Source organism: Thermodesulfovibrio sp. 1176, assembly GCF_029946585.1.
In the GTDB taxonomy this organism is placed as follows: domain Bacteria; phylum Nitrospirota; class Thermodesulfovibrionia; order Thermodesulfovibrionales; family Thermodesulfovibrionaceae; genus Thermodesulfovibrio.
Map to the genome: position 1 here is coordinate 209,542 of NZ_JARZRZ010000003.1, position 18,403 is coordinate 227,944.

Annotated in this window: 13 protein-coding genes; all 13 read left to right on the plus strand. The window is 32.5% G+C overall.

Going from position 1 to position 18,403, the window contains the following annotated elements; translation table 11 throughout:
• The first annotated feature begins 3 nt into the window (after positions 1-3).
• The 13 genes from QI155_RS06960 (at position 4) to QI155_RS07020 (ending at position 18,234) form a co-directional block, all read left to right on the plus strand.
• The gene (locus tag QI155_RS06960) at positions 4-993 is read left to right on the plus strand and encodes a D-alanyl-D-alanine carboxypeptidase family protein (protein ID WP_068859249.1); all 990 of its coding nucleotides are present in this window, start codon (positions 4-6) and stop codon (positions 991-993) included.
• On the plus strand, positions 965-2,413 hold the full coding sequence (gene murD, locus QI155_RS06965) for a UDP-N-acetylmuramoyl-L-alanine--D-glutamate ligase (protein WP_068859246.1): 1,449 nt from the start codon (positions 965-967) through the stop codon (positions 2,411-2,413). Before QI155_RS06960 ends, murD begins: the two co-directional genes overlap by 29 nt.
• Positions 2,410-3,588, plus strand: a complete 1,179-nt coding sequence (gene ftsW, locus QI155_RS06970; RefSeq protein WP_068859243.1) for a putative lipid II flippase FtsW — start codon at positions 2,410-2,412, stop codon at positions 3,586-3,588. Before murD ends, ftsW begins: the two co-directional genes overlap by 4 nt.
• On the plus strand, positions 3,585-4,694 hold the full coding sequence (gene murG / locus QI155_RS06975) for an undecaprenyldiphospho-muramoylpentapeptide beta-N-acetylglucosaminyltransferase (protein ID WP_068859241.1): 1,110 nt from the start codon (positions 3,585-3,587) through the stop codon (positions 4,692-4,694). The genes ftsW and murG overlap by 4 nt, the downstream gene beginning before the upstream one ends.
• Positions 4,681-6,054, plus strand: a complete 1,374-nt coding sequence (murC, locus tag QI155_RS06980; RefSeq protein ID WP_281321333.1) for a UDP-N-acetylmuramate--L-alanine ligase — start codon at positions 4,681-4,683, stop codon at positions 6,052-6,054. The genes murG and murC overlap by 14 nt, the downstream gene beginning before the upstream one ends.
• The gene (gene murB / locus QI155_RS06985; RefSeq protein WP_068859236.1) at positions 6,045-6,938 is read left to right on the plus strand and encodes a UDP-N-acetylmuramate dehydrogenase; all 894 of its coding nucleotides are present in this window, start codon (positions 6,045-6,047) and stop codon (positions 6,936-6,938) included. Before murC ends, murB begins: the two co-directional genes overlap by 10 nt.
• Positions 6,935-7,843, plus strand: a complete 909-nt coding sequence (locus QI155_RS06990; RefSeq protein ID WP_281321334.1) for a D-alanine--D-alanine ligase — start codon at positions 6,935-6,937, stop codon at positions 7,841-7,843. Before murB ends, QI155_RS06990 begins: the two co-directional genes overlap by 4 nt.
• Complete coding sequence (locus tag QI155_RS06995; protein WP_281321335.1) at positions 7,833-8,531, plus strand: FtsQ-type POTRA domain-containing protein; 699 nt, start codon at positions 7,833-7,835, stop codon at positions 8,529-8,531. Before QI155_RS06990 ends, QI155_RS06995 begins: the two co-directional genes overlap by 11 nt.
• A 22-nt stretch (positions 8,532-8,553) precedes the next feature.
• Entirely contained in the window at positions 8,554-9,867 is a 1,314-nt protein-coding gene (gene ftsA, locus QI155_RS07000; RefSeq protein WP_068859228.1) for a cell division protein FtsA, read from the plus strand.
• 15 nt (positions 9,868-9,882) lie between these two features.
• Positions 9,883-11,247 (plus strand): cell division protein FtsZ, encoded by a 1,365-nt coding sequence (gene ftsZ, locus QI155_RS07005; protein ID WP_068859225.1) that lies wholly within the window; start codon positions 9,883-9,885, stop codon positions 11,245-11,247.
• Positions 11,231-12,883, plus strand: a complete 1,653-nt coding sequence (locus QI155_RS07010) for a radical SAM protein (protein ID WP_281321336.1) — start codon at positions 11,231-11,233, stop codon at positions 12,881-12,883. Before ftsZ ends, QI155_RS07010 begins: the two co-directional genes overlap by 17 nt.
• A 276-nt stretch (positions 12,884-13,159) precedes the next feature.
• The gene (locus tag QI155_RS07015; RefSeq protein ID WP_281321337.1) at positions 13,160-17,734 is read left to right on the plus strand and encodes an AAA domain-containing protein; all 4,575 of its coding nucleotides are present in this window, start codon (positions 13,160-13,162) and stop codon (positions 17,732-17,734) included.
• Between the two features lie 251 nt (positions 17,735-17,985).
• Entirely contained in the window at positions 17,986-18,234 is a 249-nt protein-coding gene (locus QI155_RS07020) for a macro domain-containing protein (RefSeq protein WP_281321338.1), read from the plus strand.
• The last annotated feature ends 169 nt before the right edge of the window (positions 18,235-18,403 follow it).

The following is an 18,403-nucleotide window of genomic DNA, read 5'->3' on the forward strand; positions in this document are numbered from 1 at the left end:
ACAATGAAAGTAAAAATGTTTTTTAGAGCTTTTTTATCTGCATTTATGGTTTTTATCTTCTTTAATTTTGCTTTAGCTGAAGAAATTACAGCTCCCAGTGCAGTTGCAGTTGATGCCCAGACAGGGAAGATATTATATGGAAAAAATCCCCATCTTAAACTTGCACCCGCAAGCACGACAAAACTTGTAACTGCAATGGTTGCTTTAGAAAATCTTTCACCAGAAAAAAAGGTAAAAATTTCTAATAAAGCTGCAAAAACACAAAGTGTATCACCTAAATTAACGGCTGGAGAGATTTATACTGTAAGAGATCTTGTTTATCTTGCACTTATGCGTTCAGTAAATAGTGCAACAGTTGCCTTAGCAGAGGCGGTATCAGGGAATGAAAAAGATTTTGTTAAACTCATGAATGATAAAGTAAAAAAAATTGGAGCCAATGATACTCGATTTGTTAATTCTTCAGGATTGCCAGGGAAGGGACAATATACAACAGCCTATGATTTAACAAAAATAATGGCTCATGCCCTTTCATATCCTCTAATAAAAGAGGCAATCAATACCCGCGTTTATCTTGTAAGGTCAGAAGAAGGTAGGGAACATTTTATTCAGAATACGAATCATCTTTTATGGTCAGAAGACAACATGATAGGAGGTAAAACAGGATATACAAGAACAGCTAAACATTGTTTTGTAAGTGCTTCAAGAGTTGGAAACAGGCTTATTTATACAGCTGTTCTTGGAGAGGCTAATAGAGATAAACTATGGCAAGATACCCAACAACTTATAGTTAAGGCAGATACAATTCTTTCAGGTAAAGGAGAGCCAATAGTACATTTAACTGAAGAGAAACCTATAGTAAAGGCATCATATAAATCTGTTAATAATATAGCTGAAAAACAAAAAATAAAATCCAAGAAAACTTCAAAAAATAAAGGCAAAAAATTAAAAAATAAGAGGACAAAAAATGCAAGCAATAATACAAAATCTATCTGATTTTGAAAATAAAAATATTTCTGTTGTTGGATTAGGTAAAAGTGGGTTGGCTGTAGTAAAATTACTTTCTTTATTGGGCGCAAAACTAACAGTTAATGATAAAAAAAGCAAAGATGAAATTTTAAAAGATTTAAATGAACTTTCTAATAAAGTAGAAAAAGTAATAGATGGCGGGCATCCATCAGAAGCCTTAGAAGATGCTGAATTAGTTGTTGTAAGCCCTGGAGTTCCTTTAAATACACCATCTATAGTATCAGCAGTTTACAAAGGTATTCCTGTAATTGGAGAGATAGAACTTAGTTGGAATATACTTAATTTAATAAAAAGAGAAATCCAGATAATTGGAATAACAGGATCAAATGGTAAATCAACTACTTCTACTTTAACGTACGAATTTTTAAAAAAGGATGGCAAAAAGGTTTCCCTTGCAGGAAATATAGGTCTTCCTATGGCAGAAGTGGTTTATCAATTGTTAAATAATAATATCGATTTAGATTACCTTGTACTTGAACTTTCAAGTTTTCAACTTGAAGGTATAAAAAATTTCAAAGCCCAATATGCTGCAATTTTAAATATAACACCAGATCATATGGATAGATACTCAAACATGAAGGAGTATATTGAAGCAAAAGCCAGGATTTTTAAAAATCAGGATGGACATGATTATCTTATTCTTAATATGGATGATAAAAATACAGTATCGACAATAGAACATTTAAGAGATGTTTATTTAAGAAGGGGCAAACTTCCAAATATATTATATTTCAGCAGATTACAAAGAGTCTATGGTGCTTTTTTAGAAAACAACGCAATAAGATTTAATGCAAGAGAAGAACTTCCTGTTTCTGTTATAAAAGAAATGGAAAATACTGTTTTACCAGTAGATACATTCAAAATTAGAGGAGTTCATAATATTGAAAACATAATGGCATCTTCTCTTTTAGCCCTTTGTGCTGGATGTAAAGGAGAAAGCATTAAAGAAGTTGTAAAGGAATTTCCAGGACTACCGCATCGAATGGAAATAGTAAGACAGATAGATGGAGTTACATATATAAACGATTCTAAGGGAACAAATGTAGATGCAGTTAAAAAATCTCTTGAAAGTTTTACAGGAGGAGTTATTTTAATTGCGGGTGGAAGGGATAAAGACGGAGATTTTACAGTTTTGAGAGAAATTGTTTCAAAGAAAGTTAAAGCTTTAATACTCATTGGTGAGGCAAGTCAGAAAATAGCAGATATTTTAGGTGATTTAGTACCAACGTATTTTGAAAAGGATATGAAATCTGCTGTTATGAAAGCAAAGATGGAAGCTAAAAGGGGAGACATAGTTTTACTTTCTCCAGGTTGTGCAAGTTTTGACATGTTTAGAAATTTTGAACATCGTGGAGAGGTATTTAAAGAGATTGTGAATTCCCTATGAATAAAGGCTCAATTGATAAGACAATTTTATTTACGGTTATTTTCCTTATAATTATAGGTCTTATTTCTGTTTATAGTTCAACTTCTGTTTTAGCTTCGGTGAAAGCAAAATATGCGGAAAAAGGAGGAATGATTTATTTTCAGAAACAGTTATTTACCCTTTTTATAGGATTTTTTTTAATGTTTATATTTATTTTTATTTCTCCTGCAAATTTAAAAAAGATTGTCTTTCCTTTGTTGATTCTCTCTTTTGTTATGTTAATTCTTGTTTTCTCTCCATTAGGAGTAAGCGCTGGAGGTGCAAGACGATGGCTCAAACTTTGGCCAAGTGCTTTTCAGCCCTCTGAGATTGTAAAATTTGCAATGGTTCTTTTTCTTGCTTGGTATATAAGTCGCCCTGATTATAATAAAGACAGCATTAAAAATTTTTTAATACCAATTGGAGTAATGGGAATATTTCAACTAATTTTTCTCAAACAGCCAGATTTCGGAGCAGTCTTGACCCTTGGAATAATTACCTTTACTATGCTTTTTCTTGCAGGAGCTAACTTGAGATATATGGGGATAACATTTTTAATGGCTATTCCTGTAATATTTTATCTTGCCAGAGAACCTTATCGATGGCGCAGAATAACTTCATTTCTTGATCCCTGGGCAGACCCTCAGGGAAGCGGATTTCAGCTTGTTCAATCATTGATAGCACTGGGAAGTGGTGGACTTACTGGTCAGGGATTGGGAGGGGGAAAACAGAAACTTGCTTTTTTGCCAGAGATACATACTGATTTTATTTTTGCTCATATTGGTGAAGAACTAGGCTTTTTAGGTGCCTTTACTGTTGTTTTTCTTTTCTTTTTGTTATGTATTAGAGGTTTAAGTATTGCTTTAAGACAGACAGAACCCTTTAATTATTTTCTTGCTTCTGGAATTACTCTTATGATTTCATTTCAAGCTCTGATAAATTTTGCAGTTGTAACTGGATTAGCACCTACTAAGGGATTGCCTTTACCATTTATAAGTTATGGAGGTTCATCTTTGGTTGTTAATCTTATGGCAGTAGGGATTTTGCTAAACCTTTCACGATTTTCTTCAGAGGTTGGATATTCTAAAATTTTTATTCAACCAACTTCAAAGACAAGAAAATACAGATATTATTATAGAGTAAGAAGGCTGTCATGAAAGTAATTATAGCAGGTGGTGGAACAGGTGGACATCTCTTCCCAGGGATAGCTCTTGCTTCTGATATTAAAGAGAAATATCCCGATGCAAAGATTATATTTATTGGAACTGAAAGAGGTTTGGAGTCAAAGATCATACCTAAAACAGATTACGAGCTTAAATTAATCTCTGTCAGAGGTTTTGTTGGAAAATCCTTCAATGATAAAATAAAATCAATATTTAGTCTTGTTAAATCCTTTAATGAATGTAAAAAGATAATAAAATCTTACTCACCTCAAATTGTATTTGGAGTTGGTGGATATGCCTCTTTTCCTCTTGTTTTAATTGCATCATTAAAAAAAATTCCTACGGTAATACTTGAACAAAATACTGTTCCAGGTTTAGCTAATAAAATTCTTGGTAATTTCGTATCAGCCATTGCTATAACTTATCCTGAAACAATAGAACATTTTCCTAAAGAAAAGGTATATCTTACAGGGACTCCCATAAGAAAAGAAATTTTATTGGGCGATAGAAAAAGAGCGGTTAAAATTTTTAATCTCGAGGAGCATAGACAGACTCTTTTAGTTTTTGGAGGAAGCCTTGGAGCAAGAAAAATAAATAAAGCTATGATAGATGGACTTTCATATTTAATTCCACTCAGGAATAAAATTCAGATAATTCATCAGACAGGAGATGCAGATTACAAATGGGTTTCCGAAGAATATGAAAAGCTTTCATTTAAGGCAACAGTGCTACCCTTTATCTATGAAATGGCAGAAGCGTACTCTGTTTCTGATCTTATAGTTTGTAGGGCAGGGGCTTCCACAGTGGCAGAAATTACAGCTTTAGGGAAGGCATCAATTCTAATTCCCTACCCCTATGCAGCATATAATCATCAGGAAATTAATGCAAGACGGTTACTTAGCAGAGGTGCCTGTGAACTTATTCTTGATAGAGAAATTAATGGGGAGATTTTAGCGAAAAAAATAATTAAAATTTTAGATGATAGCAAAATTAGAAAGGAGATGGAAATAGCATCTCTTGCTTTTGGAAATGCAAAGGCAGGAGAAAAAATAATAGAGATAGCAGAGAGTCTGATAAGGAGGAGGAATGTATCAGTATAAGAAGATTCATTTTATAGGCATTGGTGGGATTGGGATGAGTGGCATTGCAGAGGTTTTACACAACATGGGGTATACAGTAACAGGCTCAGACATTAGAGAGTCTGATACTGTGAAAAGGCTTAAGAGTTTAGGAATAAAAGTATTTATAGGACATAGTCAGGAAAATATTAATCATACTGATGTTGTAGTATTTTCTTCTGCTGTAAAATCTGACAATCCTGAAATTATTAAAGCAAAATCCTTAGGTATTCCTGTCATTCCACGAGCTGAAATGCTTGCTGAACTTTGTAGACTTAAATATTCAGTTTTAGTTGCCGGTGCTCATGGTAAAACTACAACAACTTCTTTGATTGCAGAAGTTTTAAATCATGCTGGTTTTGATCCAACTGTTGTAGTTGGTGGAAAGCTTAAATCTATTGGAAGTAATGCAAGATTAGGACAAAGTGAGTTTCTTGTGGCAGAGGCAGATGAAAGTGATGGTAGTTTCCTTAAACTAAATCCTTCTGTATCAGTTATAACAAACATTGATAAAGAACATCTTGACTATTTCAAAAATTTAAGAAGAATTAAAAAAGCCTTTTTGGAGTTTGCCAATAAAGTTCCCTTTTACGGAGTATCAATTCTTTGTAAAGAATGTAAACATATAAGGAGCTTGATACCTAATTTAAACAGAAGATACATTCTTTATGGTTTCAATGATAATGCTGATTTTTACAGTAGAAATATTGAATATAAAGACCAAAAAACTTATTTTGAAGTTTTTTACAAGGGTAAATCATTGGGAATTTTTAAACTTCCTATCCCAGGAAGACATAATGTTTTAAATGCTTTAGCAACTATAGCTGTGTCAATGGAACTTTCTGTGCCTCTTGATAAAGTAAAATCCGCCTTTGAGAACTTTACAGGTATAGGAAGAAGATTTGAATTTAAAGGGGAAAGAAGGGGATTAAAATTTTATGATGATTATGGTCACCATCCTACAGAAATTAAAGCAGTGATTAAAACTGCATTATTGTTAAAGCCAGAACGTCTATGTGTAATTTTTCAACCCCACAGATATACTCGTACCAGAGACCTTATGGAACAATTTGTCTCTGCCTTTAAAACAACATTAAGGAAAAAAGATATTTTATTTCTTATGGATATATACCCTGCAAGTGAATCTCCTATTAAAGGAGTAACTGGAGAGATTTTATATAAAAAATTGAGAGACTCAGGAGTCAATGTCATATTTAATCCTGATAAAGAAAAAATTAAGGAAGACATTTTAAAAGAAATAAAGAAAGGTGATATTGTCTTTACAATTGGAGCAGGTGATGTTTATAAGATTGGAGAGGCAGTAAGAGACCTATGCAGTTAATGGAAACCTTTTTTAAAGAAAAGGGTATTGTTTATAAAAAGAACGAAGCTCTTGCTAATTATACAACTTTACGAATTGGCGGTGCTGCTTCATTTATAGCTTTTCCAGAGGATGAACAAATTTTGAATTTACTTGAAGTATTAAAAAATGAAGAATATCCCTTTTATATTATTGGTGGTGGTAGCAATTTACTTATTAGTGACAAAGGTTTCAAAGGTGTAATAATAAATACGAAAAAAATGAATGAAATTTATCTTGACGGATTTACTCTTACTGTATCAGCAGGAGTAATGCTTGGAAGAGTGGTTACTTTTTTGGCAAAAAGGGGATTATCAGGAATGGAAGGACTTATTGGTATTCCAGGAACTATCGGAGGTGCAATAAAAGGTAATGCAGGTTCCTTTGGATACGAGATAAAAGACTGTTTTATAGAGTGTGAAATTATTGATGCTCAATTAAAGACAAAAATATTGACAAAAAATCAAATTAATTTCCAGTATCGTAGTTCAGGATTACCAGATGATGTAATAATATGCCGAGCAAAATTTTATCTCAAAGAAAGCAATGGATCAATTTTTAACAAAATGATAGATTTTTTAAAAAAGAAACAGTTAACACAACCCCTTCGTGCTCCCTCTGCAGGTTGTGTCTTTAAAAATCCTCCAGGTTTTTCAGCAGGAGAATTGATTGATAGGGCAGGACTTAAAGGGTTTAAGGTCGGGAATATAATGGTAAGTCCGATTCATGCAAACTATTTTATTAATTTAGGCAATGGAAAAGCCTCTGATTTTTTGAAACTAATGGAAATTGTTAAAGATAGGGTTTTTAGATATTTTGGAATTGAATTGCAACCTGAAATAAAAATTTTGGGGGATAAACCATGAAAGTTGGTGTAATAGCGGGAGGCATATCTTCAGAAAGAGAGGTATCTTTGAGAAGTGGGCAGGCAGTATTTAATGCATTAAAGGAGCTTGGATATAATGTGGTCTTCATAGATGCCAATATTGACCTATGTGAAAAAATAAAAAAGGAAAAGATTGATATAGCCTTTTTAGTATTACATGGTGGATGGGGAGAAAATGGAGCTATCCAGGGAATGCTTGAAGTTATGGGAATTCCATACACAGGTAGTGGAGTTTTAGCTTCAGCATTAGCGATGGATAAGGAGGCAACAAAGAAAATTTTTCTTTATCATGGCATACCAGTTCCTCCATTTAAAGTTATCAATATAGAAGAATATGAAGAATTGAATATAAGAGAGATATTATTGCCGTGTGTTGTTAAACCTTCTCAAGAAGGTTCATCTGTTGGCGTGAGTATTGTTAAAAAAGAAGAAGATTTAAAATCTGCCCTTGATGAAGCATTTAAATATGGAGATAGAGTAATTATAGAAAAATTCATAGAAGGTAAAGAGATTCATATCGGCGTTCTTGGAAATAAAGCTCTTGGTGGAGTTGAGGTAAGACCAAAACAAGGATTTTACAGTTACGAAGCAAAATACACTAAAGGTTTAACTGATTACATACTTCCACCAGAAATTGATAAATATCTTTATGAAAAACTAAAGGATTTAGGGTTAAAGGCTCATAAGGCATTGGGATGTAAGGGAGGAACAAGAGTTGATATGCTTATAGATAAAGAAGGCAATCCATATGTGCTTGAAATTAACACTATTCCAGGAATGACAGAGACTTCCCTTTTACCGAAAATAGCGACTCTTTCAGGCTACGATTTTAAGGCTTTGGTAAAAGAGATTTTAGAACTTGCAATAAAAGAAAATGAGAAATAAAAAAATAATCTTTATTGTTACTGGTTTTATTTTTTCAGTGTTCTTTGTGTTTTTACTTTATAAATTTTTTACAGTAAAGCAAATAGTTATTATTGGTAATAAGCATTTACCAGACAGTGAAATAAGGGCAATTTTAGGTATAAAAGAAGGACATTCAATTTTATATCCTTCTTCAAAAAATATTTATGATAGATTGAAAAAATCACCATGGATTAAAGAGGCAAAAATAAGAAAGGATTTAAATGGAAAGCTTACGATTTTTATTCAAGAGTCAACTCCGACTGCAATATTGCAACACAACAGCAGATATTACCTGGTTAGTAATGATGGAGAAGTACTTGAAGATTTTACCGATAAAATTAAAGAGTCAAAAATATTTCTCCCTGTTATAAAAGAATTAGATCCCTTTAAAGATAAAAAAACACTTATAGATGCCTTAAATTTAATAATTTTTGTTAAAACCAAAAATTATGTAAATCCAGAGGATGAAATAATTATTACGGGTTCAACATCAGAAAATTTAACTTTAAATGTAAATGGTTTTCCTATAATTGTTGGAACAGGTGATTATGAGACAAAATTTTCAAAGTATATGATTGTTGTTACCGAATCTCAAAAGCGTGGTCTGTCTTTAGAATATGTAGATTTAAGATTTCCTGATAAGGTGATTGTAAAACCAAGCCAGTAATATTGATAAAGGAGTTCGATGAATGAGTCTTTTTAATGTTATTGACATAGGTAGCACAAAAATATCTATAGCAACAGGCATTTTAAATGACGACAAATTTTTAATACAGTTTTTAAAGAGTTACAACTCTGCGGGATTAAAGAAGGGTAGAGTAATAGATATGGAAGGGTTAAGTTCTGCAATAAAGAGAGCTCTTGAAGATGCAGAGATTCAGCAAAACATTAAAATAAAAAAAGCCTCTGTGTGCTATTCTGGATTGGATGTAAGGGGTATATACAGTAATGGTGCTGTAAGGATAAGAAAAAGAGAGATATCAGAGGAAGATGTAAATTTTGCAATAGAATCAGCTACTGCAATGTCTTTGCCTGCAGATCAGGAGGTAATTCATGTATTACCTGTAGAATTCATCGTTGATGGTAATAATGGTATAAAAGATCCGGTAGGTATGAAAGGATTAAGGCTTGAGTCAAAGGTTTATACTATTACAGCCTCTTCCAATCAAATACAAAATATTATTACTTGTTGCAGTAGAGCAGGAGTTGAGGTTGAAGATGTAATTCTTCAAGGAATAGCTTCCTCTGAAGCTGTTTTAAGCACCCATGACAAAGAGATTGGTACAATGGTTATTGACATAGGAGGAGGTACAATTGATTTAGCAGTATTTTATGAGGGCAGTATAAGATATATTGCCACTTATGGAATTGGTGGAAATCATATTACCAATGATTTATCAATAGGTCTTAAAATTTCCTATACTGAAGCAGAGAGAATAAAAAAGCAATTTGGGGTACTTTTACCTAATATTAATTTAATTTCATCAGACAATCTTGCCAAAAAGGATTACCAGTCTAATAATCAAAAGTTGATTGAAAATATATCAGAAATAGAGATAATTGGATTAGACAGACAACCTATAAAAATTCCAATGTCAATAATAAAAGAAATTATTTATGCAAGGTCTGAAGAAATACTTGAGATTATCAAAAAAGAAATTTTGTCTCTTCCCAATGATATTTCCCTTTCTTCAATTATTTTTACAGGTGGAACATCTTTGATGTCAGGATTTATTTCTTTGGCTGAAGCTTATCTGTCAATCCCCTGTAGAGTTGGCAAACCAGACACGGGAATTAGTTCATTATGTTTAGAAATGGGATTGAATGATAGCTATATTTATGAAAACGATAACTTTTTAACAGTAAACACTCCAGAGTTTTCATCTGCCATAGGTGCATTGATTTACAAAATAAAAACAGGACTGTATGATAACCATGTTGTAGGTTTTAGTAAATTCGTGGATAAGATTAAGGCATTAATAAGGAATTTTATAAAAATTTAAAAGGAGGTTTGAACAATGTTTGAAATTGAGGAGTCTGAAAGACCTATTGCAAAAATTAAGGTTATAGGTGTAGGAGGAGCTGGTACAAATGCAGTCAATACAATGATTTCAGCTGGTGTATATGGAGTTGAATTTATTGCAGTAAATACCGATGTACAACATCTTGAAATTTCATTAGCACCTGTAAAGGTTCAGATTGGTAAGGAGCTTACAAAAGGACTTGGTGCAGGGTCAGACCCTGAGCTTGGTAAAAAGGCAGCTTTAGAAGATAAAGATACTTTGATTTCATGTATAGAGGGATCGGACTTAATATTTATTACTGCTGGGATGGGAGGAGGAACAGGAACAGGCGCTGCTCCTGTTATAGCATCTTTGGCAAGACAGTTGGGAATTTTAACTGTGGCTGTTGTAACCAAGCCTTTTTATTTTGAAGGTAAAAAAAGGCTTCATAATGCAGTTGTTGGAATTAAAGAGTTGAAAAAGTATGTTGACACAATAATAATTATTCCTAATGATAAAATTCATCTTGTTGTTGAAAAAGGAACTCCATTGGTTAAGTCCTTTGCCATAGCCAATGATATTTTAAGACAAGCGATTCAAGGTATTTCTGATCTTATTTTAAGTCCGGGATTTATTAATAGAGATTTTGCTGATGTTAAAACAATAATTGAAAATTCAGGCAAAGCAGTAATCGGTCTTGGAACTTGTCTGAAAGGAGAGAGTGCTAAAGAAGCAGCATTGAAAGCAATTAGAAATCCTCTTTTAGAGGAAACATCAATAGAAGGTGCAAGAAGAATTCTAATAAATATCACAGGAGGATTTGATCTTACTCTGGATGAAGTCCAGGAAATTGCATCTACAATTTATGATGTTGCCCATGAAGAGGCTAATATAATATTTGGAACAGTTGTCAAACCAGAGATAGAAAATGAAATATATGTTACAGTTATAGCAACAGGGTTTGAGGATAAACCTGAAGAAATTGAGATATCAACTGCAGAAAAATGGATGCCCAAAAATTCAAATGTCTCTCTGAAAGAAACAAAAAGAATTATTTCAAAAAATATTGGTTCTTTATCCTCTTTTATGAAAAAACCAGATGTGCCTTACTTATTCCCAACTGAAGACCAACAAAAGAAGTATTCACAGGAAACTATTGAAGAAATTAATAAGACTTCATCAGAACTAATCGAAGAAGAAGCTGTAGATAAAATAGAGACGAAAAAAGAAATCAAAAATGATGAACTTTCAAATTCTCAATTCAAAGTAAAAGTATTACAGGAGCCTTTTAAGGAGATTCCTGATGATGTTGAAGAAGAGATAGATATTCCTGCCTATCTCAGAAAAAAATACAGAATAATTGATGAGAAAAATAGTTGATAAGATTAATTTCATTATTAAGCAAGAAAGGGGAACAATAAAAAAAGAACACGGAGGGAAAATAAGAATATGCCTAATTTATCCAGATATTTATCAGGTAGGAATAAGTAATTTAGGTTTTCAAACAGTTTATAGACTTTTAAATAAAAGAAAAGATGTTGTTTGTGAAAGAACTTTTCTTCCTTCTAATGAAGAAATAGTCGATTATGATAATTATCCTCTTATTTCCTATGAAACAAAGACCCCCCTTTATGAGTTTGATATATTAGCTTTTAGTCTTTGTTTTGAAAATGATTATCCTAATATTATAAAAATTCTTGAATTAGCAAAAATTCCCTTCCTTAATTCTGAAAGGGAATCTCATCATCCCATAGTTGTTGCTGGTGGTGTTTTATGTTTTTCTAATCCAGAACCAGTAGCTGAGATATTTGACATAATCTTTGTTGGAGAGGCAGAAGAATTAATAGACAACTTCGTAGAGCTTTATAAAAGGGTTAAAGAGCATTCCTATGAAGAAGATTTCAAAAACAATGTAAAAAGAGAAATCATAAAATTCAAAGGATTTTATGTTCCAGAGGCATACAAGGAGATTTACAGAAATGGAAAAACTCAAGGAAGAGAAATTCTATGGAAGGATGCACCAGATAAAATAAATAGAGTTTACTGCGAGAATTTTTCAGAAAGATTCGGTTATTCCCAGATTACAACTTCTGAATCTGTATTTCCTGAAATGTTTCTTCTTGAAACAATGAGAGGATGCCCCTTTAGCTGTAGATTCTGCCTTGTTGGACATGTTTATAAACCTGTAAGAAGAGCATCCTTTGATAAATTAATTGAAAAAATTGACGAAATCAAAAAAGAAGGACATTCTTTAGTAGGAATAATTGCTCCATCTCTTACGGCTTATAAAGAACTAACAGAATTATTTAAAATTTCCGATGTTGAATTATCCTTTACTTCCTTAAGGGCGGATCGATTTACAATGGAAATTTTGAATACTTTGGCAAATCGTAAAACCCTCACATTAGCTCCTGAAGCAGGTTCAGAAAGATTACGTAGGGTTATCAAAAAGGGTATCTCTGAGAGTGATATATTAAGTATTTGTGAAAAACTTTCAGAAACCAAACTTGAAAATTTAAAATTATACTTTATGATAGGATTACCCTTTGAAAAGGATGAAGATATAGACGAGATAGTAAATCTAATAAAAAAAATAAGAAATATTTTTCCAAGAAAACTGACTGCAAGTGTGAGTGTTTTTGTTCCAAAACCCTTTACTCCCTTTCAATGGCATAGAATGGAGGAGTATGAAAATGTGAAAGAAAAATTAAAAAAGCTCACAAAAGATACTAATAAAGATACTAATAAAATAAAGGGATTTAAGCTGGTGCATGAAGTGCCTAAATATTCATATATGCAGGGTTATTTTTCAAGGGGTAATAGAAAAGTATTAAAAAATATAGAAAGAATTTCAAAGGGTGAAAATTTTAGCAAAATCTTTGAAGAAGTAAAGGATTATACATATGAAGTAAAATCTTTTGATGACTACTTGCCATGGGATTTTATTGAACATGAGGGTTTAAGCAAAGAGAATCTTTGGCAAGAGTATGAGAAAGCTAAAAAAGCAGTGGATTGATGGAAATTTTTTAAATTTATTATACTTAAACTCATTACTTATTATTCTCTCAAAATTCTTTAAAGATGAGAAAAAAATGATATAATTTTTTATAAAGATTTTTATAAAAATGCTGAAAATATATTACAAAATAGAGATAAACTTTGACTTCCTTTTAGTCTCAGGAGATGTTTCGCTCTGTCAAATCTATCAGGCTTTTGAGGAAAACATTTTAATTCGAAAGGATAGAAGACACAATGAAAAAGATTAAGTCTATCCCAAAATTTGACAGACCTCGTGAAAAAAATAAGTAATCTCGCTAAATACTACAGGGACCTTTTATTTTCTCTTTCAAATCAAGCTGGGAGACATTTTATAGATATTACTGCAGTTTTAAGATATGGATTAACTGCTGATCTTAGCTTGTTTATCCCAACAATTGAAGAGATTATTTCAAACGGAACGATTAGTTTTACAATTGAAAAAACATCCTCAGATGATATAGATAAAATCGTGGATGCTGCAGATGAGATTGAAGATCAAGAGGAACGAATGGATTTTGAAAATTCTGACACTCCTGATATTGAAATTAATTTAGAAAATTATGAAAGAAAAAAAGCATCTGCAATTCTTATTGCAATATATAGAAAACAGCAATTTGATCCATATAACCGAGAAGTTATTGTAGGATTCCCTTTGGTCTCAGGAAAAACTGGTAGAAAAAAGTTCTGTGCACCGCTTTTTTACTATAAAGTGCATATTGAATTTAACCCTCTTAAAAACATCTTAACACTTGTTAAAGATTTTGAAATACCTGCCTTAAATTTCCAATTGATTAAACATATTGTTGAATCAGACGAAGATGTTGAGATGATTCGAAAAGAAGTTTTGCCTTATCTTTATGGAGAAAATTTTGATTTAAAAACAATTGAGAAAATAATAAAGATACTTTCTGAATTGACAGAAGGATTTAGAGGAATGTCTTACTCTCAGGAACAGGTCACATTAAGTACTGCGATGAAATCGAGAGAATCTGAAGGTATTAAAGTCTTTAATACATCCGTTATTATAAATGCAAAAAAAACGAACTCTTACCTTATTGACGATTTAACTCAAATTGCAAATATTGATAAAATAAATGGCGAAACAGTTATAGATGCTATATTATCTATGCCTTCTGAGGATCAAGACGATGGAATAGAAGACCATATATTAAACACAGAACGCTCACCTCTATTGTTTCCGTTGTTAAGCAATGAAAGGCAGCGGAGTGCAGCAATTAAAACAGAAAGATCACGCCTTCTTGTTATACAAGGACCTCCCGGAACTGGCAAATCTCAAACCATAGCCAATCTTATCTGTCATCTTGTAGCCAATGGTAAGACTGTTTTGGTTTCAAGCCATCAGAACAAAGCTCTTGAAGTTGTTACAAAAGCCTTACCAAAAATAGATTACCTCGCAATGTCTTTGTTAAAGGGTGAAAAAGAGTCAATCAATGAACTTACAAATAAAATTGAGAGTTTTCACTCTCATATTAGTGGGATAGATATTAATCATCTGAATCAGTTATTAAAGAGAAATATGGCAGAGTTGGAAAAAATAGACTATAACATAAAAAAACTACAAGTCAGATTTTCAGAACTAAAAATTATAGAAAGAGACCAACATTCAAAATATCATCAATACCACAAGATCAGAGATTATGATCTTATAGATGCGCATGATTCGATTCCCGAGGGATTAGAGTCTGTAATAGCTTTTACATTAGTAGAATATAGAGAGCTTCTACAAATACTAAAAAAATATTATTCTGATATAGAAAGAATTTTGTCTTCTAACAATAGTATCGATACTACAATAGAAAGTATTAGACATCTTATAAATGTTTATGATTGGATCAAAGAAAACTTTTCTGCTGATAAACGTGACCTAATAAGTTTCTGTAATCAATGCGCAAACCCTAATCTTGATTTTGAAAAATGTATCCATTACTTGCGTCTTTTAAGTCAATGGGTAGATAAACATTGTTGGAATCTGATATTGGCACTAAAGATATTATCTGAAAATTATAATCTTGATTTAGATTTCCAAACAGTCAAAAAAATCTCCGTTGAATACGAAATTCTGATAGATGATATTATTAGTTGTTTAGAAGATTTAATTTTAAGATTAAAAAAATTAAGTGAACTAAGAATAGAAACTGGGCTTCCCGAATATCCAAACAGTCAAATAATTGAAGAAGCAGCTTACAATTTAGAAGTCTTAAATCAATTAAAAAATTCTTGGTGGAAATGGCATTTATCCATAAAAGCAAAGAGTGCCCGTAAGTTCTTTGTATCTCTAAATTTACCCAAACCTGTGTATAAAAAACAAGATGATATTCTTAAAAAACTTAAACTATGGAAAGATCACTGGTCATTAAGAAACGAGATAGTAAAAGACCTTAAATATTTAATTGAAAGGGGGATTCCAATTAAAGAATTATCTCCACAACCCTCTATTAGAGAGCTTCATATTAATGTCAATCTTGCACAAAAATATACAGATGCTATATCAGCATTAAATGAGTTTCCATCAATTCAACTCGACACAATTACAGAAATAATAGAAAGTAGAGCATCAAAAATATCCAACTATGAAGAAATCTCATTATTTAAAGAATACTTAGGGAAAACCATAACCTATTTAGAGACTCTGAATGTATTGAGAAAGCTTATCGAATCAAATAATCATTTTAAAGATCTTTGTTACTCAATATTCTCCCCGATTATAAAGGTAATATTCCAATTAAATTCTGATGGACAAGCGGACAAAATTATTAATTATCTTAAAGCTATATTTCCTTATTTTGATGACTACAAAAAACTTAAAACTTACGAACAAAATCGGTTGAATACACTCTCTAACACATACGCCAAAATTAAAGAAAAAGTCTTTAAAGGAGAGGATATATCGGCATTGATGAAGCCGGACCTTGTTATAGAAGCCTTTAGGCTTTCATCTTACATAAGGGAGGATCTTTTAAAAAATCCTGATGACATCAATGAGATAACAACAAAAATTACTAAGTTAAAAGCAGAAGCGCAGCAAAGGATATTAAGAATTCTTGATATAAGTCGCAAAATGGCATTGAAAAAGGCTGAATCTAACCCAGAAACCTTATTTATTATCAACAAATTAAGACAAATCTTAAAAAGAAAAAGAAAAACACATTCGTTTGTTCAATTGCGTAACCAAATTGAATACAAAAGGCTGTTATTGGTATTCCCTTGTTGGATAATGAGTATTGAAGATACTGCACGTATATTTCCTCTCGAGTCAGGTTTATTTGATTACCTTATCATTGATGAGGCTTCACAATGTAATCAGGCAACTGCCTTACCTCTATCATATCGAGCTAAAAGAATGATAGTAGTCGGCGACAGTAAGCAGATGAAGAATCCCAATACTCAATTCTTGAGTGATTCGGTAATCCAGCTTAATCTTACAAAACACAGTCTTGACAATCATCCTAAATCGGTATTCCTACATGGTAGGAATTCTCTCCTTGATCTCGCCATAGGTTGTCAGGATGTCAGCCCTGTGTTTCTGAATGAACACTTTAGATGTGAACCTCCAATAATAGAATTTTCAAATAGACATTTCTACAACAATAATTTAAAGATACTTACCCCATTCCGGAAGAAACGATTTAACCCTTGCATGGAAATTAGGCTAATAAAAGGAGCATATGATGACCCAGATAACACAAAGCAAAATATTATAGAAGCGCAGGCAGTGATTGCAGAATTAAAAAGAATGGTTGATAGCGGAGAACTTATAGGTGACAAAAAAGATGAAAGACTGACAGTTGGTATCCTGTCGCCATTCAGACATCAGGCCTCCCTTCTACAAGGCATGATGTATAAGATGTTTGAACAACAACCTCACATTCTGAAAGACCACGAAATGATTGCTTCTACAGTAGATGGTTTTCAGGGCGATGAGCGGGACATAATTTTATATTCTTTTAGATACGCTCCGAATTCAAAGCCTGGATCAATACATGTATTACAAAGGGAAGACGAACACTCATTAGGGCGTTTAAATGTAGCCTTTAGCAGAGCAAGAAGAAAGGTTATCTGTTTTATATCTACCCCCATCGATAATTTTCCGAAAGGACTTATTAGAGACTACTTAAACCATGTTTTATATGTCCAGAATTCCTCATATAACAGGCTGTGCAATCCAAACGAAAAAGAGAAATGCCAAAGTGATTTTGAACGAGATGTCTTTGATGCCCTTGTGAATAGAGGATTAGAAGTTTATGCGCAGATTCCTTGTGCTGGGTTTTTTATAGATTTTGTAGTTATAGACAAAGAAGGAAGGAGAATTGCCGTTGAATGTGATGGTGAGTTTCATTATGATGAATATGGCGAGTTAAGAGAAGAAGATTATCAGAGGCAAGATATTATAGAACGAAACGGCTGGTTTGTTCATAGAATCTCATCCCGTAAGTTTTATTCTGATCCACAGGGAGCAATAGATAAATTATTGGAAGATTTACGAAAACAAGAGGCCGATATTGAGATAACACTTGCAGAAAAAGTACATGACCCCTTTGTAGAATCTACTGAAGTATATAATCAACAAATTATCCAAGAAAAAGAAGCTGATTCAAAGACTACCACCCCAGATGCCAATATAACCGTAGAAGATAAAATAATTGAACTCCTTTCTTCAGAAGGTCCTATGCCTATATGGCAGATAGCTCAGAGAATAGGTCAACCCAAAGAGGATATAGTTCCTAAATTAGAAAAACTTTTAAAAGATGAATTGGTAAAATTCTATTATTCTGAGAAAAACGTAAAGGTGTGGGAGGCGATAGTGTAGGTCTATGGCTTTACAGAAGAGGAGCTTGATTTCATTGTTAACTACGACATCAAGTATAGGATGGGTATCGGTGGAAATAGTGACGAAGATGAGTAAAGATGAAGCAGGCATGGATATATAGAATTCATTGCCAGCAATAATAGGCATTGGATGTAAGACTGAAGGATTGTATAATATAATAAAACCCTATGCCCCAAACTTCTGGGCAGAAAATTGCTATCAAGATGAAACCAGAAAGGTATTTTTAAGCTATGATTAAATTTATAAAAGGTAACATTTTTGAAAGCAAAGCTGAGGCACTTGTAAACTCTGTTAATACTGTTGGAGTTATGGGGAAAGGTGTTGCATTGCAATTCAAGGAAAGATTTCCTGAAAACTATAGGCTTTATAGAAAGGCTTGTGAGGAGGGTAAAGTAACTATCGGAAGAGTCTTTGTTACCTCAACAAATAGTCTGGTTAACCCAAGATGGATTATTAACTTCCCTACCAAGAAACACTAGATGCATCGCTCAAGCTATAAGTTTATTGAGGAAGGACTGAATGATTTAATCAGAGTAATTAAGGAGTTGAATATAAAATCCTCAGCTATACCCCCACTTGGGACAGGTCAAGGATGTTTTTAAAGAAGAACTGATAAGATTATCGCTACAAAGACTCTTATATTTTGGT